We start from the raw sequence: 18,612 nt of genomic DNA, 5'->3' as shown, positions 1-18,612 counted from the left end.
GGCCCAGAAGACACCGGCCCGGCGGGCTCAGCCCACGCGGCTGCCCGCGAGCGCGGAGTCCCTGGCGTCACCGGCGTCCCCCGCGTCCTCCACCGGCGTCCTCTGCACCGTGACCCGATGTGCCGGGTCACGGACCTCGCCGACCAGCATTTCCAGGACGTCCTCCAGGGCGACCAGGCCGAGCACCTTGCCGGACGCGTCGGCGACCTGTGCCAGGTGCGTCGCGGCGCGGCGCATCACGGTCAGGGCGTCGTCCAGCGGCAGTTCGGACCGCAGCGTGGTCATCGGACGCCAGACCTGCTGCGGCACGGCGCGGTCGGTCTCCTCCAGATCCAGTACGTCCTTCACGTGGAGGTAGCCCATGAAGGCGCCGTTCTCCGCGCGGACCGGGAAGCGGGAGTAGCCGGTGCTCCCGGTGAGCTCGATGACGCGGGCCGGGGTGACCGAGGGGCCCACGGTCACCAGGGACGCCCGGTCGAGCAGGACGTCGGTGACCGGGCGCGAGCCCAGCTCAAGGGCGTCCTCCAGGCGCTCCTGCTCGACCGGATCGAGCAGGCCCGCCTGTCCGGAGTCCTCCACGAGGCGGCCCAGCTGCACGCTGGTGAAGACCGCTTCGACCTCGTCCTTGGGCTCCACTCCGAAGAGTTTCAGGACGACCCGGGAGCACGCCCCGAGCGCCGCGGTCACCGGGCGGCAGAGCCGCGCGAAGGCGACCAGGCCCGGGCTGAACCAGAGGGCGGTCTTCTCGGGGGCCGCCATCGCGAGGTTCTTCGGGACCATCTCGCCGATGACGAGGTGGAGGAAGACGACGACGGCGAGCGCGATCACGTAGCCGAGGGGGTGGATCATGCCCTCGGGCACGTGGGCCGCCTCGAAGACCGGCTCCAGGAGATGGGCGACGGTCGGCTCGGCGACCGCGCCGAGCGTCAGCGAGCAGACGGTGATGCCGAACTGGGCGGCCGCCATCATCTGCGGCAGGTGCTCAAGGCCGTACAGGACCTGCCGGGACCGCTTGGTGTCCAGGGGCTCGATCTGACTGCGGCGCACGGACACGAGCGCGAACTCGGCGCCCACGAAGAAGCCGTTGGCGAGCACGAGCAGGACGGCGAAGAGGAGTTGCAGCAGGCTCATCGCAGGGCCTCCGCGGTGGCTGCGGGGACGGCGGATACCGGGGTGTCCGCCGTCCGTGAGATCCGGACGCGCTCGGCGCGGTAGTGGCCGACCTGGCGCACCGAGAGCCGCCAGCCCGGGAGTTCGGCCCGGTCGCCGGGGGCAGGGATGCGGCCGAGCAGGTCCGCGACGAGGCCGGCGACGGTCTCGTACGGGCCCTCGGGCACGGCGAGCCCGATGCGCTGGAGGGTGTCGACGCGGCAGCTGCCGTCGGCGTCCCAGGCGGGCCTGCCGTCCTCGGCCGGTGCCGCGCAGAGCTCGGGCAGGTCGAGGAGGTCGTGCTCGTCGCGGACCTCGCCGACGAGTTCCTCGACGATGTCCTCCAGGGTGACGACGCCCGCCGTACCGCCGTACTCGTCGACGACGACGGCGATGGGCTGCTCGCTGCGCAGCCGCTCCAGGAGGGGCTGCACAGGCAGCGTCTCGGGGACGAGCAGCGGGGACCGGGCGATACGTCGCACGGGCGTCCTGAGGCGCTCGTGGGCAGCGACCGCGAGGGCGTCCTTGAGGTGCACCATGCCGACGACCTCGTCGATCCGCTCGTCGTAGACCGGGAAGCGGGACAGGCCGGTGGCGCGGGTCAGGTTCACCACGTCCTCGGCGGTCGCCGACGACTGCAGCGCGCTGACCTTCACGCGGGGCGTCATGACGTGCTGCGCGGTCAGCTCGCCGAGGGAGAGGGTGCGGACGAACAGGTCGGCGGTGTCCTGCTCCAGGGCGCCGGCCTGCGCCGAGTGCCGGGCCAGGGAGACCAGTTCGCCGGGGGTGCGGGCGGAGGCCAGCTCGTCGGCGGGCTCGACGCCGAGGGCGCGCACCAGCCGGTTGGCCACGGCGTTCAGGAGGGCGATCACGGGCCGGAAGAGGCGCGCGAACACGTGCTGCGGGCCCGCGACGAACCGCGCGACCTGCAGCGGCCTGGAGACCGCCCAGTTCTTGGGCACCAGTTCGCCGATCACCATCTGTACGGCGGAGGCGAGCAGCATGCCGACCACTACGGAGACACCGCCCACGGCACCCTCGGGGACGCCGGCCGCCGTGAAGGGGCCCGCGAGCAGGTGCGCGAGGGCCGGTTCGGCGAGCATGCCGACGACGAGCGAGGTGATGGTGATGCCGAGCTGGGTGCCGGAGAGCTGGAAGGACAGCTCCTTGAGGGCGCCGACGACCGTCGCGGCCCTTCGGTCGCCGTCGGCCGCGGCCTTCTCGGCGTCCGGCCGCTCGACGGTGACGAGGCCGAACTCGGCCGCCACGAAGAAGCCGTTGGCGAGAATCAGCAGGAATGCCGCCCCGAGAAGCAGCAGGGGCACTGTCATGCCGCCGCCTCTCCGGTCGTGCCGGTCCCGGTATGTCGGGAGGGGGCGGCGCAGGTACTACAGGACGATCCGTCCATCGCCGGAGGGAGTCACTCCTCGGATAGCAGGAGCCCCTGCGAGCCGGGCGGGCCCGTCAGGAGCGGGGCGGCACTCACGCACGCCCCGCCAACAGATTAATCAAGACCGGGCGCGGAACGTCCAGAGCCTAGTTCTCGCGAGCTGTCCGCGCCTCGGCGAGCGCGCGCAGGCTGCGGGCGTCGGTGACGGCCTGCTGCCTGCCGATGCCCGGCTGGATGCCCAGGGCGGGCAGGCTGGTGCCGTCGCTGAGGTTCAGGAACACCCACGGGTCGCCGGGGCGGAGATTGACCTGCACGATCTCGGCCCACGCCAGACGGCGGCTCGTCGCGATGTTGACGACGGTCACGCCGGAGTCGTCGGCGACGACCTTGGGCCTGCTGAGCAGCACGAGCACACCGAAGAGGAGCGCGCCGGTGAAGACGAAGCTGGTCCGCTCCCCCGGGCTGAGCGCGGGCAGCAGGAAGGCGATCGCCGTGATCACCACGAAGATCGTGGCGCCCGCGGTGAGCAGGACGGCCCGGGTCCGCGTCGGCCGGAAGGTGACGGGCAGGGCGGGAAGGGCCGGGCTGGCGGGGCTGACGGGGCTTTCGGACATGAGGCGGTGCTCCTACCGGATCGGGGGCCGGTCAGAGGCGGCAGGCGTGGATGGCCGTGGTCAGGATGGCCCGGGCGCCGATGGCGTACAGGTCGTCCATGATCCGTTGGGCCTCCTTGGCGGGGACCATGGACCGGACGGCCACCCAGCCCTCGTTGTGCAGCGGGGAGATCGTCGGCGACTCCAGGCCCGGAGTGAGGGCGACGGCCTGCTCCAGGTGCTCGGCGCGGCAGTCGTAGTCCATCATCACGTACGACCTGGCGACGAGGACGCCCTGGAGGCGGCGCAGGAACTGCTGCACCTTCGGGTCCTCGGTGTCGGCGCCGGTACGGCGGATGACGACCGCCTCGGACTTCATGATCGGGTCGCCGAAGACCTCCAGGCCGGCGTTGCGCAGGGAGGTGCCGGTCTCGACGACGTCCGCGATGACCTGGGCGACGCCCAGCTCGATGGCGGTCTCGACGGCGCCGTCCAGGTGGACGACGGAGGCGGCGACGCCCTGCTCGGCGAGGTGCTTGGCGACGATGCCCTCGTAGGAGGTCGCGACGGTCTTGCCCGCGAGGTCCTTGATGTCGCTCGCCGTGCCCGGCTTCGCGGCGAAGCGGAAGGTGGAGCGGGCGAAGCCGAGCGGCAGGATCGCCTCGGCGTCGGCGCCGGAGTCGATCAGCAGGTCCTCGCCGGTGATGCCGATGTCGAGCCGGCCCGCCGAGACGTAGATCGCGATGTCCTTGGGGCGCAGGTAGAAGAACTCGACCTCGTTGTCGGGGTCGACGAGGACGAGCTCCTTCGACTCCTTGCGCTGCTGGTAGCCGGCCTCATGGAGCATCGCCGACGCAGGTCCGGACAGTGAACCCTTGTTGGGGACGGCGATGCGCAGCATGAGGTCAGCTTCCTTAACTGGTGGGTATGGGGAGGGGTCGGGCGTACGGCTCAGAGGTGGGCGTACACGTCGTCGAGGGAGATGCCGCGGGCGACCATCATCACCTGCACGTGGTACAGAAGCTGCGAGATCTCCTCGGCGGCGGCTTCCTTGCCCTCGTACTCGGCGGCCATCCAGACCTCGGCGGCCTCTTCGACGACCTTCTTGCCGATGGCGTGGACGCCCTTGTCGACGAGCTCGGCGGTGCGGGAGGTCGCGGGGTCGCCGTTGGCGGCCTTGTGCTGGAGCTCGGCGAAGAGCTCCTCGAAAGTCTTCTTGGACATGATGGTCGCCACTCTACGCGGCCGGACGGCCCCCCTCAGCGCCAGGGTTCGGAGACGGTGCGCAGCGTGGTCGCGGTGGCCACGGCCGCGGTGACCGCTTCGTGGCCCTTGTCCTCGCGGGAGCCCTCGATGCCCGCGCGGTCCAGGGCCTGCTCCTCGGTGTCGCACGTCAGCACGCCGAAGCCGATCGGGACGCCGGTGTCCACGGAGACCTGGGTGAGGCCCTGGGTGACGCCCTGGCACACGTACTCGAAGTGCGGGGTGCCGCCGCGGATGACGACGCCGAGCGCGACGATCGCGTCGTAGCCGCGCCCGGCGAGGACCTTGGCGACGACGGGCAGCTCGAAGCTGCCGGGCACGCGCAGCACCGTCGGCTCGCTGATGCCGAGCTCATTCAGGGCGCGCAGGGCGCCGTCGACGAGGCCGTCCATGACCTTCTCGTGCCACTGCGCGGCGATCACCGCGACCCGCAGGTCGCCGCAGTTCTTCACGCTCAGTTCGGGTGCACCCTTGCCGCTCACGCGCTTCTCCTTCAGATCCTCTGGCCGTGTTCGGTACTTACTGGTTGCCGCAGGCGGACACTTCGGTGGCGTCCAGCCAGGGCAGGTCGTGCCCCATCCGGTCCCGCTTGGTGCGCAGGTACCGAAGATTGTGTTCGCCGGCCTCGACGGGCATGGGCTCGCGCCCGGTGACCTTCAGGCCGTGCCGCAGGACCGCGTCGGTCTTGTCGGGGTTGTTGGTCATCAGCCGGACGCCGCGTACCCCGAGATCGCGCAGGATCTGCGCGCCCGCGCCGTAGTCCCGGGCGTCGGCGGGCAGGCCGAGCTCCAGGTTGGCGTCGAGGGTGTCGCTGCCCTGCTCCTGGAGGGCGTACGCGCGCAGCTTGGACAGCAGGCCGATGCCGCGTCCCTCGTGGCCGCGCAGGTAGACCACGACGCCGCGCCCCTCTTCCGTGATGCGCCGCATGGACGCCTCCAGCTGCGGGCCGCAGTCGCAGCGCAGGGAGTGGAAGACGTCGCCGGTGAGGCACTCTGAGTGGAGGCGGGCGAGGACGTCCTCGCCGTCGCCGATGTCGCCGTGGACGAGGGCGACGTGTTCGACGCCGTCGACGGTGGAGCGGTAGCCGTACGCCGTGAAGTCGCCGAAGGCGGTGGGCAGGCTGACCTCGGCCTCGCGGCGGACGGTGGGCTCCGAGGAGCGGCGGTAGGCGATGAGGTCCTCGATGGAGATGATCGTCAGGCCGTGCTTGCGGGCGAAGGGGATCAGCTCGGGCAGCCGGAGCATCTTCCCGTCCTCGCCCGCGATCTCCACGATGGCCCCGGCGGGGCGCAGTCCCGCGAGGCGGGCGAGGTCGACGGCGGCCTCGGTGTGGCCGTCACGGGCGAGCACGCCGCCTTCCTTGGCGCGCAGCGGGAAGATGTGCCCGGGGCGCACGAAGTCGTCGGCGGTGGCGGCGCCGCCCGCCAGGAGCTGGAGCGTGGTGGCGCGGTCGGCGGCCGAGATGCCGGTGGTGACGCCGTGCGCGGCGGTCGCGTCGACGGAGACGGTGAAGGCCGTGCTCATCGACTCGGTGTTGTGCTCGACCATCTGCGGGAGCCGGAGCCGGTCGAGTTCGCCGGCCTCCATGGGCGCGCAGATGAGGCCGCGGCACTCGCTCATCATGAAGGCGACGATCTCGGGGGTCGCCATCTCGGCGGCGACGACGAGGTCGCCCTCGTTCTCGCGGTCCTCGTCGTCGACGACCACGACGGGGCGGCCCGCCGCGATGTCGCGGACGGCCTGCTCGACGGGGTCGAGGGAGAGGTCCAGGGGGTCTTCGTTGCTGGCGGTGCTGTGCCAGACAGGTGCCACAGTCATGCCGGGGCTCCTTCCATGACGGGCTGCGAGGCGGCCGCGCGGGAGCGCAGCCACCAGTCGCGCATGCCCCAGAGGACGAGGGCGAGGTAGACGACGTACACGAGTCCGGAGAAGGCGAGGCCGCTGCTGAAGGCGAGCGGCACGCCGACCACGTCGACGAGCAGCCAGGCGAACCAGAACTCGACGAGTCCGCGGGCCTGGGCGACCATCGCGGCGAGCGTGCCGACGAAGATGTAGGCGTCGGGCCAGGGGTTCCAGGACAGGTCGGGGACGGCGCTGAACAGGGCGCCGACGGCGAGGGTGCCGACCGCGGTGCCCGCGAGCAGGATGCCCCGCTCCTTCCAGGTGGCGAAGCGGATGGCGATGGAGCCGTCCTGGGCCTGCTGCCTGCCGCGCGTCCACTGCCGCCAGCCCCACAGCGCGACGCCGATGACGAGGAGCTGCTTGCCGACGCCGCCGGAGAGCTGCGCGGAGGCGTACGCGGCGACGAGGATGACGCCGGACAGGAACTGGGCCGGCCAAGTCCATATGGAGCGCCGCCAGCCGAGCGCGAGGGCGATGAGGCCGACGGTGTTGCCGATCATGTCCGACCACAGGATGTGCTGGTCGAAGGCCGTGAAGGCTTCGGAGTTGAGCCAGTTCACTTGGTGGCCTCCTGAGCGGGCACCTGACCGCGGTCGCCGAGCAGGCGCTCGACGTACTTGGCGATGACGTCGACCTCAAGGTTGACCGGGTCGCCTGGCTGCTTGATGCCGAGCGTGGTCAGCGCGAGGGTGGTGGGGATGAGGCTGATGGTGAAGTGGTCGGAGCCCGCGTCGACCACGGTGAGGCTGACGCCGTCGACGGTGATGGAGCCCTTCTCAACGACGTAGCGGGAGAGGCCGGCGGGGAGCGAGACCTTGACGATCTCCCAGTTGTCGGACGGCTTGCGCTCCAGGACGGTGCCGACCGAATCGACATGCCCCTGCACGATGTGTCCGCCGAGGCGCGCGCCGACCGCGGTGGGGCGCTCCAGGTTGACGCGGGAGCCGACCGTGAGCGCGCCGAGGCTGGAGCGGTTCAGGGTCTCCGCCATGACGTCGGCGGTGAACTCGTCGCCCTCGTGCTCCACGACCGTCAGACAGACTCCGTTGACGGCGATGGAGTCGCCGTGCTTGGCGCCCTCGGTGACCACGGGGCCGCGCAGACGGAAGCGGGAGGCGTCGGGGGGGTTCTCGACGGCGGTGATCTCGCCCAGCTCTTCGACGATTCCGGTGAACACTTCAGTGCTCCTTCGCTACGAGGGTCGCTGTGATGCGCAGGTCGGGGCCGATACGGACGGTCTCGCTCACGTCGAGCCGCAACGCTTCGGTGATCGTGGTGATTCCGCCGCCGGTCAGGGCGGCGGGGCCGGCGCCGAGCAGGACGGGGGCGAGGTAGCCGACGACGCGGTCGACGGCGCCCGCGGCCACGAAGGCGCCGGCGAGCGTCGGGCCCCCTTCGAGGAGGACGGACCGCACGCCACGCGCGTGGAGCACGTCCAGGAGGGTTTGGATGTCCAACCCGCCTTCCGCTCGCGGGAGGCGGACGGTCTCGGCGTCGTGGGTGGGTGTGGCGTCGTCGGCGACGGCGATCAGGGTCGGTGCCGCGTCGTCCAGGACGCGGGCGCCCGGCGTGACCGCGGTGGCGTTCGTGTCGACGACGACCCGCAGCGGCTGGACGGCGCCGTCGATGCCGCGGGCGGCGAGGTGCGGGTCGTCGGTGCGCTGGGTGCCCGAGCCGACGACGACGGCGTCGCACTCGGCGCGCAGCCGGTGCACGTCGGCGCGGGAGTCGGCGGAGGTGATCCAGCGGCTGGTGCCGTCGGCGGCGGCGATGCGGCCGTCGAGCGTGGCGGCGTACTTCCAGGTGACGTGGGGGCGGCCGAGGCGCACGGAGGTCAGCCAGGCGGCGTTGCCCTCGGCGGCCTCGGTCGCCAGCAGGCCTTGCTCCACCGGGATTCTGGCCGCTCGCAGGGTGCGCGCGCCGCCGGTCGCAGTGGGGTTGGGGTCGCCGACCGCGTAGACGACGCGGGCGATCCCGGCGTCGATGAGGGCCTGCGCGCAGGGTCCGGTGCGGCCGGTGTGGTTGCAGGGTTCGAGGGTGACGACGGCGGTGCCGCCACGGGCTCTGTCGCCCGCCGCGCGCAGGGCGTGGACCTCGGCGTGCGGGCCGCCCGCGCGCTGGTGCCAGCCCTCGCCGACGGGCTCGCCGGAGGCGTCGAGGACGACGCAGCCGACGACGGGGTTGGGGCTGGTGGAGCCGAGGCCGCGGGCGGCCAGCGTGATGGCGCGCCGCATGGCGGCTGTTTCGGCTACGGCGGTGGCCACCGGGTCCTCCTGCCTCTTCGGGCACGGACTCCGGGGCCTGTCGATGACGACAGAAAGTAACGGACAGCGACATCTGGGGAACGCCTGCGCCGAATGACACCTGTCCCCGGGAGAACCCAGGAACCGTCCCTGGCCGGAGCCAGGAACAAGCCATGACGGCGGCGTGCACAAATGCCCGCCCGCCGCGCACTGCCTCCCATCCGGACTTTCACCGTCGGTCCAGGAATTTCACCTGGTCAACCGGCCACTGGAGGTGGCCGGGTCGCGGACTGTAACCGCCGGTTCGGAATTACACCGACCCCGGAGTGCGCTGCTTCTGGTACGAGGCCAGTGTGCCATGGCTGATTGCGGGCCATACGGGTGACTCGCTGTGGGCTGGCTCACAACATCACCGTTCAACATCACGTTCAACCAACTTGGTCCAGACCTATTGACGCACTGGTCTAGTCCTCTTAATCTCTGCGTCACCTCCGAGGAGCCGGAGCCGACGGTGTGCGCACACCGGGGCCCCAGAACGATTCACATCTCCACCAGTTGTGTTGTTCCGCCCCGCCTCTCCCCCGTACCCGCGTGCCGACCCTCCCCAGGAGGTCCCCTTGCCGTCCCTCATCCGTGCGAGACCGACGCTGCTCGCGTCCGGCGCAGCCGTCGCCGGCCTGCTGGTCAGCCTCGTCTCCGGCGGCGCCACCCAGGCTGCGGCCGCCGACAACGCTTCCTGCCGACCCGACGGCCTCTACAAGACGCCCGGCGTCGACGTCCCCTACTGCTCCGTCTACGACGGCGAAGGCCGCGAGAAGATGGGCGCCGACCACCAGCGGCGCGTCATCGGCTACTTCACCGGCTGGCGCACCGGCAAGAACGGCGAGCCCGCCTATCTCGCCAAGGACATCCCGTGGGAGAAGGTCACCCACGTCAACTACGCCTTCGGGCATGTGAACAAGGACAACAAACTCTCCGTCGGCTCCGACAGCGACACGAACCCCGCCACCGGCATGACCTGGCCGGGCGTCGCGGGCGCCGAGATGGACCCGGCGCTGCCCTACAAGGGCCACTTCAACCTGCTCAACAAGTTCAAGAAGAAGCACCCGAACGTCAAGACGCTGATATCCGTGGGCGGCTGGGCCGAGACGGGCGGCTACTTCGGGGACGACGGCAAGCGCGTCAACTCCGGCGGCTTCTACTCCATGGCCACCAACGCGGACGGCTCGGTGAACCACGCGGGCATCGACACCTTCGCGGACTCCGCCGTCTCCTTCATAAAGAAGTACGGCTTCAACGGCGTCGACATCGACTACGAGTACCCGACCACGATGAAGGACGCGGGCAACCCGCTCGACTACTCGATCTCCAACGCCCGCCGCGGCGGCCTCGTCAAGGGCTACGCGGCGCTGATGAAGTCCCTGCGCGAGAAGCTCGACAAGGCGGGCGCGGCCGACGGCAAGCACTACATGCTGACCGTGGCGGCCCCCTCGTCCGGCTATCTGCTGCGCGGCATGGAGACCTTCCAGGTCCAGAAGTACCTGGACTACGTCAACATCATGTCGTACGACCTGCACGGCGCCTGGAACGAGTACGTGGGCCCGAACGCCGCGCTCTTCGACGACGGCAAGGACGCGGAGCTCGCGGCGGCCAACGTCTACGGAAGCTCGCAGTACGGCGGCATCGGCTATCTGAACACCGACTGGGCCTACCACTACTTCCGCGGCTCGATGCCCGCAGGGCGCATCAACATCGGCCTGCCGTACTACACGCGCGGCCACAAGAACGTGCAGGGCGGCACCGACGGACTGTGGGGCAAGGCGGCGGCCACCAGCTGTCCGGCCGGCTCCGGCCTGACCAAGTGCGGTGACGGCGCGGTCGGCATCGACAACCTGTGGCACGACAAGGACGACAACGGCAAGGAGTCCCCGGCGGGCTCCAACCCGATGTGGCACGCCAAGAACCTGGAGAAGGGGATCGTCGGCGACTACGTCACCAAGTACGGCTTCCCCGCGGACACCAAGCTCACCGGCACGTACGCCCGCAAGTACAGCTCCTCGCTGGTCGCGCCCTGGCTGTGGAACGCGGACAAGAAGGTCTTCCTGTCCACGGAGGACGAGGAGTCGGTGGCGAAGAAGGCCGACTACGTGGTCGACCGGGGCATCGGCGGCACGATGGTCTGGGAGATGGCCGGTGACTACGACTGGAACGCGGCCAAGGGCCAGTACGAGATCGGCGACACGCTCACCTCGCTGATGTACGACAAGTTCAAGGCCGCGAAGCCGTACGGCGCGAAGGTCTCGAACAAGGAGCTGCCCACCAAGGCCGTCGACATCGGCGTGGACTTCGGCGACTTCAAGCTGGGCGACTCCAACTACCCGATCACGCCCAAGGTGAAGATCACCAACAACACGAAGACGGCGCTGCCGGGCGGCACGGAGTTCCAGTTCGACTACTCCACCGCGGCCCCGGGCAACGCATCCGACCAGTCCGGTTTCGGTACGAAGGTGATCAGCAGCGACCACACGGGCAGCAACGCCGGCGGCCTGAAGGGCGACTTCCACCGGGTCTCGCTGAAGCTCCCGGCGTGGCAGTCCCTCGCGCCCGGCGCCTCCGTGGACCTGTCCTTCAACTACTACCTGCCGGTCTCCACTCCGTGGAACTGGACGGTGGACATCAGCGGCACGACGTACGCGCTCGCCGGTGACCTGGCGCGCGGCACCACGCTCGTCGAGCCGGGAGGCGGCACAGGTCCGACCGACCCGCCGGGCCCGACGGACCCGCCGACGCCGGGCAAGTGCACGGCGCCCGCGTGGAGTGCGTCCGCCGAGTACGGCAGCGGGACCAGCGTGTCCCACAAGTCCCACACCTGGAAGGCCAAGTGGTGGACGAAGGGCGATGAGCCCGGCGCCGGCGGCGCGTGGGGTGTCTGGCAGGATCTCGGCGCCTGCTGACCGTCGCGCGTGCTCACGCCCGTAGGATTTGGCACCCTGTGGGCGTGAGCAGCGCAGCGGCACTGGCCGAGGAGTTCGAGTCCCACCGCCCCCGGATGTTCGGCCTGGCCTACCGCATACTCGGCTCCGCGCACGAGGCGGAGGACGCCGTGCAGGACGCGTACCTGCGCTGGAACGGCGCCCGGCGCGAGGACATCGCGCAACCGGCCGCCTGGCTGGCCAAGACCGTCACGAACCTCTGTCTGACCAGGCTGACCTCGGCCCGCGCCCGGCGCGAGCAGTACGTGGGGACCTGGCTGCCCGAGCCGGTGATCACCTCCGGCGGCACCCTCGGCCCGCTGGAGTCGGCCGAGCAGCGGGAGGCGGTGTCGATGGCGCTGCTCGCCCTCCTGGAGCGGCTCACGCCCAAGGAGCGTGCCGTGTACGTGCTGCGGGAGGCGTTCGCGTACAGCCACCAGGAGATCGCCCGCGTCCTCGACGGCAGCGAGGCCAACTGCCGCCAGCTGTACCGCAGGGCGGTGCGGGCGGTCGCCGAGGCGCGGTCCCGCTTCGAGCCGGGGCACGAGCTGCGGCAGGCGTTCGTGGAGTCGTTCGTCGCGGCGGCCCGCGAGGGCGACGTGGCGAGCCTGGAGAAGATACTGGCCAGGGACGTGACGTGGTGGGGCGACGGCGGCGGCAAGGCCGCCGCGACCCGCACACCCGTCCTCGGACGCAACAACGTCCTGCGTTTCCTGGTCGGCGTCATGGCGGACTTCGCGGCCGACGAGGTGTCGTACGCCGAGGTCAACGGCGCCCCCGCGCTGGTCGTGCGCGCGGCGGGGCATCTGAGGGCCGTCGCCGCGTTCGAAGGGGGCGACGGGCTGGTCACCGGGGTGCGGTCGGTCGTCAATCCGGACAAGCTGGGGTTCGTGGAACGCCAGCTGGCCGCCGCCTGACGGCGAACGAGCGCCCCCGGGGCCGCCCGCGCCTCAGTGACTCGTCGGCGGCCCGAACAGCTCGTCCTGCGCCGCGTCCCGCGCGGCGAGCAGCGCGCCCCGCAGCACCGCGGCGCCGCCGAGCGTACTCGCGCGGACCTCGGTGCGCAGGGGTGACATGGCGGTGACGCGGTCCGCGACCCGGGCGGCGAGCGCGGTGCCGCCCGCGCGGCCCACCTCGCCGCCCAGGACGACACAGCCGGGGTCGAGGATCGCGGCCATCGCGGCCGCGCCGACGGCGATCCGGTCGGCGACGGCGTCCAGGAAGGCGTCCTCCCCGGTCCCGACCGCGTGCCGCACCACGTCGGCGGCCGACATGCCGGGCCCCGACAGGCCGTGTTCCGCGCCGAGTTCGAGCAGGGCGGCGGCGCAGGCCAGCGAGTGGAAGCCGCCCTCGCAGCCGGTGGCCGACGGCAGGGAGCCCGTGCCCGGCACCGGCAGGAAGCCGATCTCGCCGGTGCCGCCCGACGCGCCCCTGCGCAGCACGCCGTCGAGCACGACGGCGGCGCCGACGCCGTCGCCGAGCCAGAGCAGCACGAAGGTGTCCCGGTCGTGCGCGGCGCCGTCGCGGCGCTCGGCGCGGGCCGCGAGGTTGGTCTCGTTCTCCACGAGGACGCGGGCGCCGAGCCGCTCCTGGAGGCTCCCGGCGAGGCGGCGGTGCCAGGCGGGCAGCGAGGTCGTGTCGTGCAGGTCGCCGGTGGCGGGGTCGATGAGGCCGGGGGCGCCGATGCCGACGGTGTGCAGCCGCTGGACGCCGCCCTCGCGCAGCGTGCGCCCGACGAGGTCGAGGACGCGCCCGAGGGCGGTCTCCGTGTCGCCGCCGACGGGCTCGGAGGCCTCGGCGAGCACCGCGCCGAGCAGGTCGGTGACGACGACGGAGACGCTGTCGGTGCGCACGTCGAGGGCGGCGAGGTGGGCCCGGTCGGCGACTATGCCGTAGAGCCGGGCATTCGGGCCGCGCCGCTGGGCACCCGCCTCCCCGACGACGGTGATGAGCCCGGAGCCCTGGAGCCGCTCGACGAGGTCGGCCACCGAGGGCCTCGACAGGCCGGTGAGCTGCTTCAGCTGGTTCGCGGTCAGGGGCCCCTCGCGCTGCAGGAGCCCCAGGGCGAGCCGGTCGTTGATGGCCCGGGCGGTCCTCGGTGAGGCAGGCGAGACAGGCATGTCCGGATCCTCCCACAGGAAAGCTTCTATTTATCAGGCAGGGTTCCTGATAGTTTACGTCGCCGTATCGGTGCGGCGCTCGGGAGGGGCGGAAACGTCATGAGTGAAGTGGTCTACGACAAACGCCGGTTGAAGCGGGCGCGGATCGCCGTGGCGGCCGTCTTCTGCGTGCACGGCGCGGTCGCGGGGTCCTTCGCGACGCGGGTGCCCTGGATCCAGGAGCACGCCGACGTCAGCGCGGGCATGCTCGGTCTCGCGCTGGCCTTCCCCGCGATCGGCGCCTCCGTCGCGATGCCTCTCGCCAGCCGGATCAGCCACCGCTTCGGCGCCCGGCCCGCGCTGCGCGGCCTGCTCGCCCTGTGGACGCTCGCCCTGATCCTGCCCTCGCTGGCGCCGAACCTGCTGACGCTCTGCGTGGCGCTCTTCGTGTACGGCGCCTCCTCCGGCATGTCGGACGTGGTGATGAACGCCCTGGGCGTCGAGACCGAGACCCGCATGCGGAAGTCGATCATGTCGGGCCTGCACGGCATGTGGAGCGTCGGCGCCCTGATCGGCTCGGCGGCCGGCACCGTCGCCGCCCACCTGGGCTCCGACGCCCGCCTGCACCACGTGCTCGCCGCCGTCGCGCTCACCGCGCTCGGCCTCGTGGCCTGCCAGGGCGTGCTCGACGTACAGGCGGAACCGGAGGAGGAGGCGCCGCCGCGGTTCTCGCTGCCGCCCAAGTCGGCGCTGCTCATCGGCGCCGTCGGGTTCTGCGCGGTCTTCGCGGAGGGCGCGAGCCTGGACTGGTCGGCGGTCTATCTGCGGGACGTCCTGGACACGTCGGCCGGTGTCGCCGCCGCGTCGACCACCGGCTTCACGCTCACCATGGCGATCGCGCGGCTCGCGGGCGACGCCGTGGTCGACCGGTTCGGCGCGGTGCGCACGGTGCGGGCGGGCGGCGTCCTCGCGGTGCTCGGCGGGCTGCTCGTGGTGCTGGCCTCCCATCCGGTCATGGCCATGGGCGGCTTCGCGCTGCTCGGCCTCGGCATCGCGGTCGTGGTGCCGCTCGCCTTCGCCGCCGCCGGGCGCAGCGGCCCGAACCCGAGCCAGGCCATCGCGGGTGTCGCCACCATCACGTACACCTCGGGTCTGATCGCCCCCTCGGCGATCGGCGGCCTCGCGGACGCGACGAGCCTCGTGACCTCGTTCGGCCTGGTGACGCTGCTCGCCTTCGGGCTCGTGCTCTTCGCCGGCGTGCTGCGCACGGACGGCCGCAGGGCGGCCGGGGCCGGGAGCCCGCAGCCGACCGGAGAGAAGTCGCACTGATGTCGCATTAACATGGCGTCGATCATTTCGGGCCACTCCCCACTGGAAGACGAACCACTGGAACGGCCCGGCCCGGCGCACAGAAAGCGACACTCACCATGGATCTCGGCGTGCGCTGGAAACTCCACGGCGACGGACGCACCCCCGCTCCCGGCGCGGTCGTCCGGCCCGACGAGCGCCTCTCCTGGCCCCGCACGTTCGGCCTCGGGGCGCAGCACGTGGTGGCCATGTTCGGGGCATCCTTCGTAGCACCCATCCTCATGGGTCTCGATCCGAATCTGGCCATCATGATGTCGGGCGTCGCGACCGTCATCTTCCTGCTCGCCACGCGCGGCCGGGTCCCCAGCTACCTGGGCTGCTCGCTCTCCTTCGTGGGCGTCGCCGCCGTCATCCGGGCGCAGGGCGGCTCCAGCGCGACGGTGACCGGCGCGGTCCTCGTGGTCGGTGCCGCGCTGTTCCTGGTGGGGCTCGCGGTGCAGAAGTTCGGGGCGCGGATCATCCACGCCGCGATGCCGCCGATCGTGACCGGCGCGGTCGTCATGCTGATCGGCTTCAACCTGGCGCCGGTCACCGCGTCGACGTACTGGCCGCAGGACCAGTGGACGGCACTCCTGGTGATGCTGTTCACCGGATTGGCCGTGGTCTGCCTGCGCGGCTTCTGGTCGCGCGTCGCGATCTTCCTCGGCCTGGTCTTCGGGTACGCCATCTCCTGGGTCCTCGACCAGGTCTTCGGGAAGATCCACTCGGCGGACGCCTCGGGGAAGGTCGTCGACCACTGGCGCCTCGACCTGTCCGCCGTGGGCCAGGCCGACTGGATCGGCCTGCCGTCCTTCCACGCGCCGAGCTTCGAGTGGTCGGCGATCCTCGTGGCGCTGCCCGTCGTCATCGCGCTGATCGCGGAGAACGCGGGCCACGTGAAGGCCGTCGGCGAGATGACCGGCGACAACCTCGACGACAAGCTCGGCACGGCGATCTCCGCCGACGGCGCCGCCTCCATGCTCTCCACCGCGGTCGGCGGCCCGCCCAACACGACGTACTCCGAGAACATCGGCGTGATGGCCGCGACCCGCGTCTACTCCACGGCCGCGTACTGGGCCGCGGCGTGCTTCGCCCTGCTCTTCGGGCTCTGCCCCAAGTTCGGCGCCGTCGTGGCCGCGATCCCCGGCGGTGTGCTCGGCGGCATCACCGTCATCCTGTACGGCATGATCGGCCTGCTCGGTGCCCAGATCTGGATCAACGCCAAGGTCGACCTGCGCAATCCGTTGAACCTCGTGCCGGCCGCGGCGGGCATCATCATCGGCGTCGGCGGCGTCTCCCTGAAGATCAGCGACAACTTCGAGCTGAGCGGCATCGCGCTCGGTACGATCGTCGTCATCACGGGCTACCACGTGCTGCGCGCCTTCGCCCCCGAGCACCTCAAGTCGCAGGAACCGCTGCTGGACGCGGGCACGTCGACGTACGACAAAGAGGAACGCTGATCGGTCGGAACGCCAATCCGTTGGACGTGGTGCGTGACGCCTGATTAGGGTGCGCACCATGTCCAGCCCCGAGTCCGACAGACTCCCGCCACCGGTCGTCCGGTGGCTTCTCGCACCGCCGCGCTGACGCGCCCGCGGCACCGCCACCGGACCACCGCTCCCGTGTCCTGATCGTCCCGATCGATCCACACCGTGGTTGCGGAGTCCTGCTGTGCCCTTTGCCCTCCATCTCCTCGGACTCGCCGTGTTCGCGCAAGGCACCTCCGAGTTCATGCTGTCCGGACTGGTCGCCGACATCGCCGCGGACCTGGACGTCTCCATTCCGTCCGCCGGCCATCTGACCTCGGCGTTCGCCGTGGGAATGATCGTCGGCGCGCCGCTGATGGCCGTCCTGAGCCGCCGCTTCTCCCGCCGGAGCACGCTCCTCGTCTTCCTGGTCACCTTCCTCCTCGTCCATGTCGCCGGCGCGCTCACCACGAGCTTCGCCGTGCTGCTCACGACGCGCGTCGTGGGAGCCCTCGCCAACGCCGGTTTCCTCGCGGTCGCCCTGGTGACCGCCACTGACCTGGTCGAGCCGGACGCGAAGGGGCGCGCGACCTCCGCGCTGCTCGGCGGCGTCACCCTCGCCTGTGTCGCGGGCGTGCCCGCCGGCGCGCTGCTCGGCGAGGTGTGGGGCTGGCGCTCGGCGTTCTGGGCCGTGGCCCTGATCTCCCTGCCCGCCGTCCTCGCCATCGCGCGGGCCGTGCCCGCCGGTGCGCCGGACGTCGCGGGGCCGAGCGCGCTCGGTGAGCTGCGCGCGCTGCGCCGCCCGCGACTGCTGGTGACGCTGCTGCTCGGCGCGCTGGTGAACGGCGCGACGTTCTGTACGTTCACCTACCTCGCGCCGCTGGTCACCGAGGTGACCGGCCTCGGCTCCGGCTGGGTCCCCGCGGTGCTGGCGCTGTTCGGCATCGGCTCGTTCGTCGGTGTCACCGTGGGCGGTCGCGTCGCCGACGTACGGCCCGTGCCGCTCCTGGTGTGCGGCTCGCTCGCGCTGCTCGCCGGCTGGGTCCTCCTCGCCGTGACCGCCGCGAACCCGGTGGCGGCGGTCGTGCTGGTCCTCGTTCAGGGCGCGCTGTCGTTCGGCGTCGGGTCCACGCTCATCGCGCAGGCGCTGTACGCGGCGGCCGACGCGCCGCACCTGTCGGGCGGGTTCGCCACGGCCGCGTTCAACGTGGGCGGCGCCCTCGGTCCGTGGCTCGGCGGCCTCGCGATCTCCGCGGGGCTCGGCTACCGCTCGCCGCTCTGGGTCGGCGCGCTCCTGGTGGCGGCGGCCCTGGCCGTCGGGGGTGCGGCGGCCGGCCTGAGCCGTCAGGCCCCGCGCGGCGGCCGTTCCCTCGTTTCGGGGAAGCGGCCGGTGCGCTGACGTCCGGGCGCGCCCGGGGCTGGGACCCTGCCCCCATGGCGCAGTTGGAGCGGTTCGCGGAGTTCAGGGCACCGACCGGTGGGGACGACGACGTCGACGCCGTGGCGGCACGGATGCGTGCGCTCGGCGCCGGCTGGCCGCCGCGCGACGGGGTCGCCGTCTTCAACCGCGTCTACCTCTCGGTGACGGAGGAAGTCGGCCGGCGTCTCGACGGCGGTGCGTTCCCCGACGCCCGTGCCGCGCTGACGCTGGCCGTCCGCTTCGCCGAACGCTATCTGGCGGCCGTCGAGGCGGCGACCGCCGGGCACCGCCCGCCCGCCTGCTGGCGCCCGCTGTTCCAGTACCGCCGGCATCCGGGCGTCAGCCCGCTGCAGTTCGCACTCGCGGGCATCAACGCGCACATCGGGCACGATCTGGCGCTGGCCCTCGTCGACAGCTGCCGCACGCTGGGCTGCGAACCGGCCGATCTGGAGGACGGGTTCGACCGCGTGGGCGATGTCCTCGCGTCGCTTGAGGAACGCATTCGCGAAGAGCTGATGCCCGGCCCCGACCTGCTCCAGGTCGGCGACCCGCTGACGCATCTGGCCGGTTCCTGGAGCCTGGAGCGCGCCAGGGACGGGGCGTGGGCGTCGGCGCGGGCCCTGTGGGCGCTGCGCGAACTGCCCGCTGTCGCCGAGGAGTTCGTGGAGCGGCTGGACGGGGCGGTGGGGTTGGTGGGACGCATCCTGTTGACGCCCCTTCCGGACTGAAGTCGCTGTACGTTGAATCGACTGGCGTTGCATCGACTGG

General features: G+C 71.7%; 17 protein-coding genes and 1 riboswitch. Of the genes, 6 read left to right on the top strand and 11 right to left on the bottom strand.

Annotated elements, in window-relative coordinates; genetic code table 11:
• Positions 1-27 precede the first annotated feature (27 nt).
• From AB0H82_RS21115 to ribD, 10 genes are all read right to left on the bottom strand, one after another.
• Positions 28-1,131 carry a hemolysin family protein gene (locus AB0H82_RS21115; RefSeq protein WP_362994839.1) on the bottom strand — a complete coding sequence of 368 codons (1,104 nt, stop codon included), beginning with the start codon at positions 1,129-1,131 and terminating at the stop codon, positions 28-30.
• Positions 1,128-2,480 (bottom strand): hemolysin family protein, encoded by a 1,353-nt coding sequence (locus AB0H82_RS21110; RefSeq protein ID WP_362994837.1) that lies wholly within the window; start codon positions 2,478-2,480, stop codon positions 1,128-1,130. The genes AB0H82_RS21115 and AB0H82_RS21110 overlap by 4 nt, the downstream gene beginning before the upstream one ends.
• A 205-nt stretch (positions 2,481-2,685) precedes the next feature.
• Positions 2,686-3,153 carry a PH domain-containing protein gene (locus tag AB0H82_RS21105; protein WP_362994835.1) on the bottom strand — a complete coding sequence of 156 codons (468 nt, stop codon included), beginning with the start codon at positions 3,151-3,153 and terminating at the stop codon, positions 2,686-2,688.
• Between the two features lie 31 nt (positions 3,154-3,184).
• Complete coding sequence (gene hisG, locus AB0H82_RS21100) at positions 3,185-4,033, bottom strand: ATP phosphoribosyltransferase (protein WP_362994833.1); 849 nt, start codon at positions 4,031-4,033, stop codon at positions 3,185-3,187.
• A 50-nt stretch (positions 4,034-4,083) separates the two neighbouring features.
• Positions 4,084-4,356, bottom strand: coding sequence for a phosphoribosyl-ATP diphosphatase (locus AB0H82_RS21095; RefSeq protein WP_093658196.1), 273 nt, complete (start codon positions 4,354-4,356; stop codon positions 4,084-4,086).
• A gap of 35 nt (positions 4,357-4,391) precedes the next feature.
• A complete protein-coding gene (ribH, locus tag AB0H82_RS21090) occupies positions 4,392-4,877 on the bottom strand; it encodes a 6,7-dimethyl-8-ribityllumazine synthase (RefSeq protein ID WP_362994831.1) in 486 nt (161 codons plus the stop codon).
• A 37-nt stretch (positions 4,878-4,914) separates the two neighbouring features.
• A complete protein-coding gene (locus tag AB0H82_RS21085; RefSeq protein WP_362994829.1) occupies positions 4,915-6,213 on the bottom strand; it encodes a bifunctional 3,4-dihydroxy-2-butanone-4-phosphate synthase/GTP cyclohydrolase II in 1,299 nt (432 codons plus the stop codon).
• Positions 6,210-6,797: a nicotinamide mononucleotide transporter family protein gene (locus AB0H82_RS21080; protein ID WP_362994958.1), complete on the bottom strand. Its 588-nt coding sequence runs from the start codon at positions 6,795-6,797 to the stop codon at positions 6,210-6,212. The genes AB0H82_RS21085 and AB0H82_RS21080 overlap by 4 nt, the downstream gene beginning before the upstream one ends.
• 56 nt (positions 6,798-6,853) lie before the next feature.
• Positions 6,854-7,474: a riboflavin synthase gene (locus AB0H82_RS21075; RefSeq protein WP_362994827.1), complete on the bottom strand. Its 621-nt coding sequence runs from the start codon at positions 7,472-7,474 to the stop codon at positions 6,854-6,856.
• Between the two features lies 1 nt (position 7,475).
• Positions 7,476-8,531 (bottom strand): bifunctional diaminohydroxyphosphoribosylaminopyrimidine deaminase/5-amino-6-(5-phosphoribosylamino)uracil reductase RibD, encoded by a 1,056-nt coding sequence (gene ribD, locus AB0H82_RS21070; RefSeq protein ID WP_362994956.1) that lies wholly within the window; start codon positions 8,529-8,531, stop codon positions 7,476-7,478.
• A 212-nt stretch (positions 8,532-8,743) separates the two neighbouring features.
• Positions 8,744-8,874, bottom strand: a riboswitch (FMN riboswitch).
• Between the two features lie 283 nt (positions 8,875-9,157).
• Here ribD and AB0H82_RS21065 point away from each other — a divergent pair.
• A complete protein-coding gene (locus tag AB0H82_RS21065) occupies positions 9,158-11,494 on the top strand; it encodes a chitinase C-terminal domain-containing protein (RefSeq protein WP_362994825.1) in 2,337 nt (778 codons plus the stop codon).
• A 44-nt stretch (positions 11,495-11,538) separates the two neighbouring features.
• Positions 11,539-12,429 carry an RNA polymerase sigma-70 factor gene (locus AB0H82_RS21060; protein ID WP_362994823.1) on the top strand — a complete coding sequence of 297 codons (891 nt, stop codon included), beginning with the start codon at positions 11,539-11,541 and terminating at the stop codon, positions 12,427-12,429.
• Between the two features lie 33 nt (positions 12,430-12,462).
• Here AB0H82_RS21060 and AB0H82_RS21055 read toward each other — a convergent pair whose 3' ends face one another.
• Positions 12,463-13,632, bottom strand: coding sequence for an ROK family transcriptional regulator (locus AB0H82_RS21055; RefSeq protein WP_362994821.1), 1,170 nt, complete (start codon positions 13,630-13,632; stop codon positions 12,463-12,465).
• 99 nt (positions 13,633-13,731) lie between these two features.
• Here AB0H82_RS21055 and AB0H82_RS21050 point away from each other — a divergent pair, with 99 nt between their 5' ends.
• From AB0H82_RS21050 to AB0H82_RS21035, 4 genes are all read left to right on the top strand, one after another.
• Positions 13,732-14,940 carry an MFS transporter gene (locus AB0H82_RS21050; RefSeq protein WP_362994819.1) on the top strand — a complete coding sequence of 403 codons (1,209 nt, stop codon included), beginning with the start codon at positions 13,732-13,734 and terminating at the stop codon, positions 14,938-14,940.
• A gap of 98 nt (positions 14,941-15,038) precedes the next feature.
• Positions 15,039-16,418, top strand: a complete 1,380-nt coding sequence (locus AB0H82_RS21045; RefSeq protein WP_362994817.1) for a solute carrier family 23 protein — start codon at positions 15,039-15,041, stop codon at positions 16,416-16,418.
• A gap of 211 nt (positions 16,419-16,629) precedes the next feature.
• On the top strand, positions 16,630-17,823 hold the full coding sequence (locus AB0H82_RS21040; RefSeq protein ID WP_362994815.1) for a Cmx/CmrA family chloramphenicol efflux MFS transporter: 1,194 nt from the start codon (positions 16,630-16,632) through the stop codon (positions 17,821-17,823).
• 35 nt (positions 17,824-17,858) lie between these two features.
• A complete protein-coding gene (locus AB0H82_RS21035) occupies positions 17,859-18,572 on the top strand; it encodes a DUF5995 family protein (RefSeq protein WP_362994813.1) in 714 nt (237 codons plus the stop codon).
• The last annotated feature ends 40 nt before the right edge of the window (positions 18,573-18,612 follow it).

Source organism: Streptomyces sp. NPDC050732 (genome assembly GCF_040654255.1).
In the GTDB taxonomy this organism is placed as follows: Bacteria; Actinomycetota; Actinomycetes; order Streptomycetales; family Streptomycetaceae; genus Streptomyces.
This window is presented reverse-complemented; position numbering and strand designations above follow the sequence as displayed.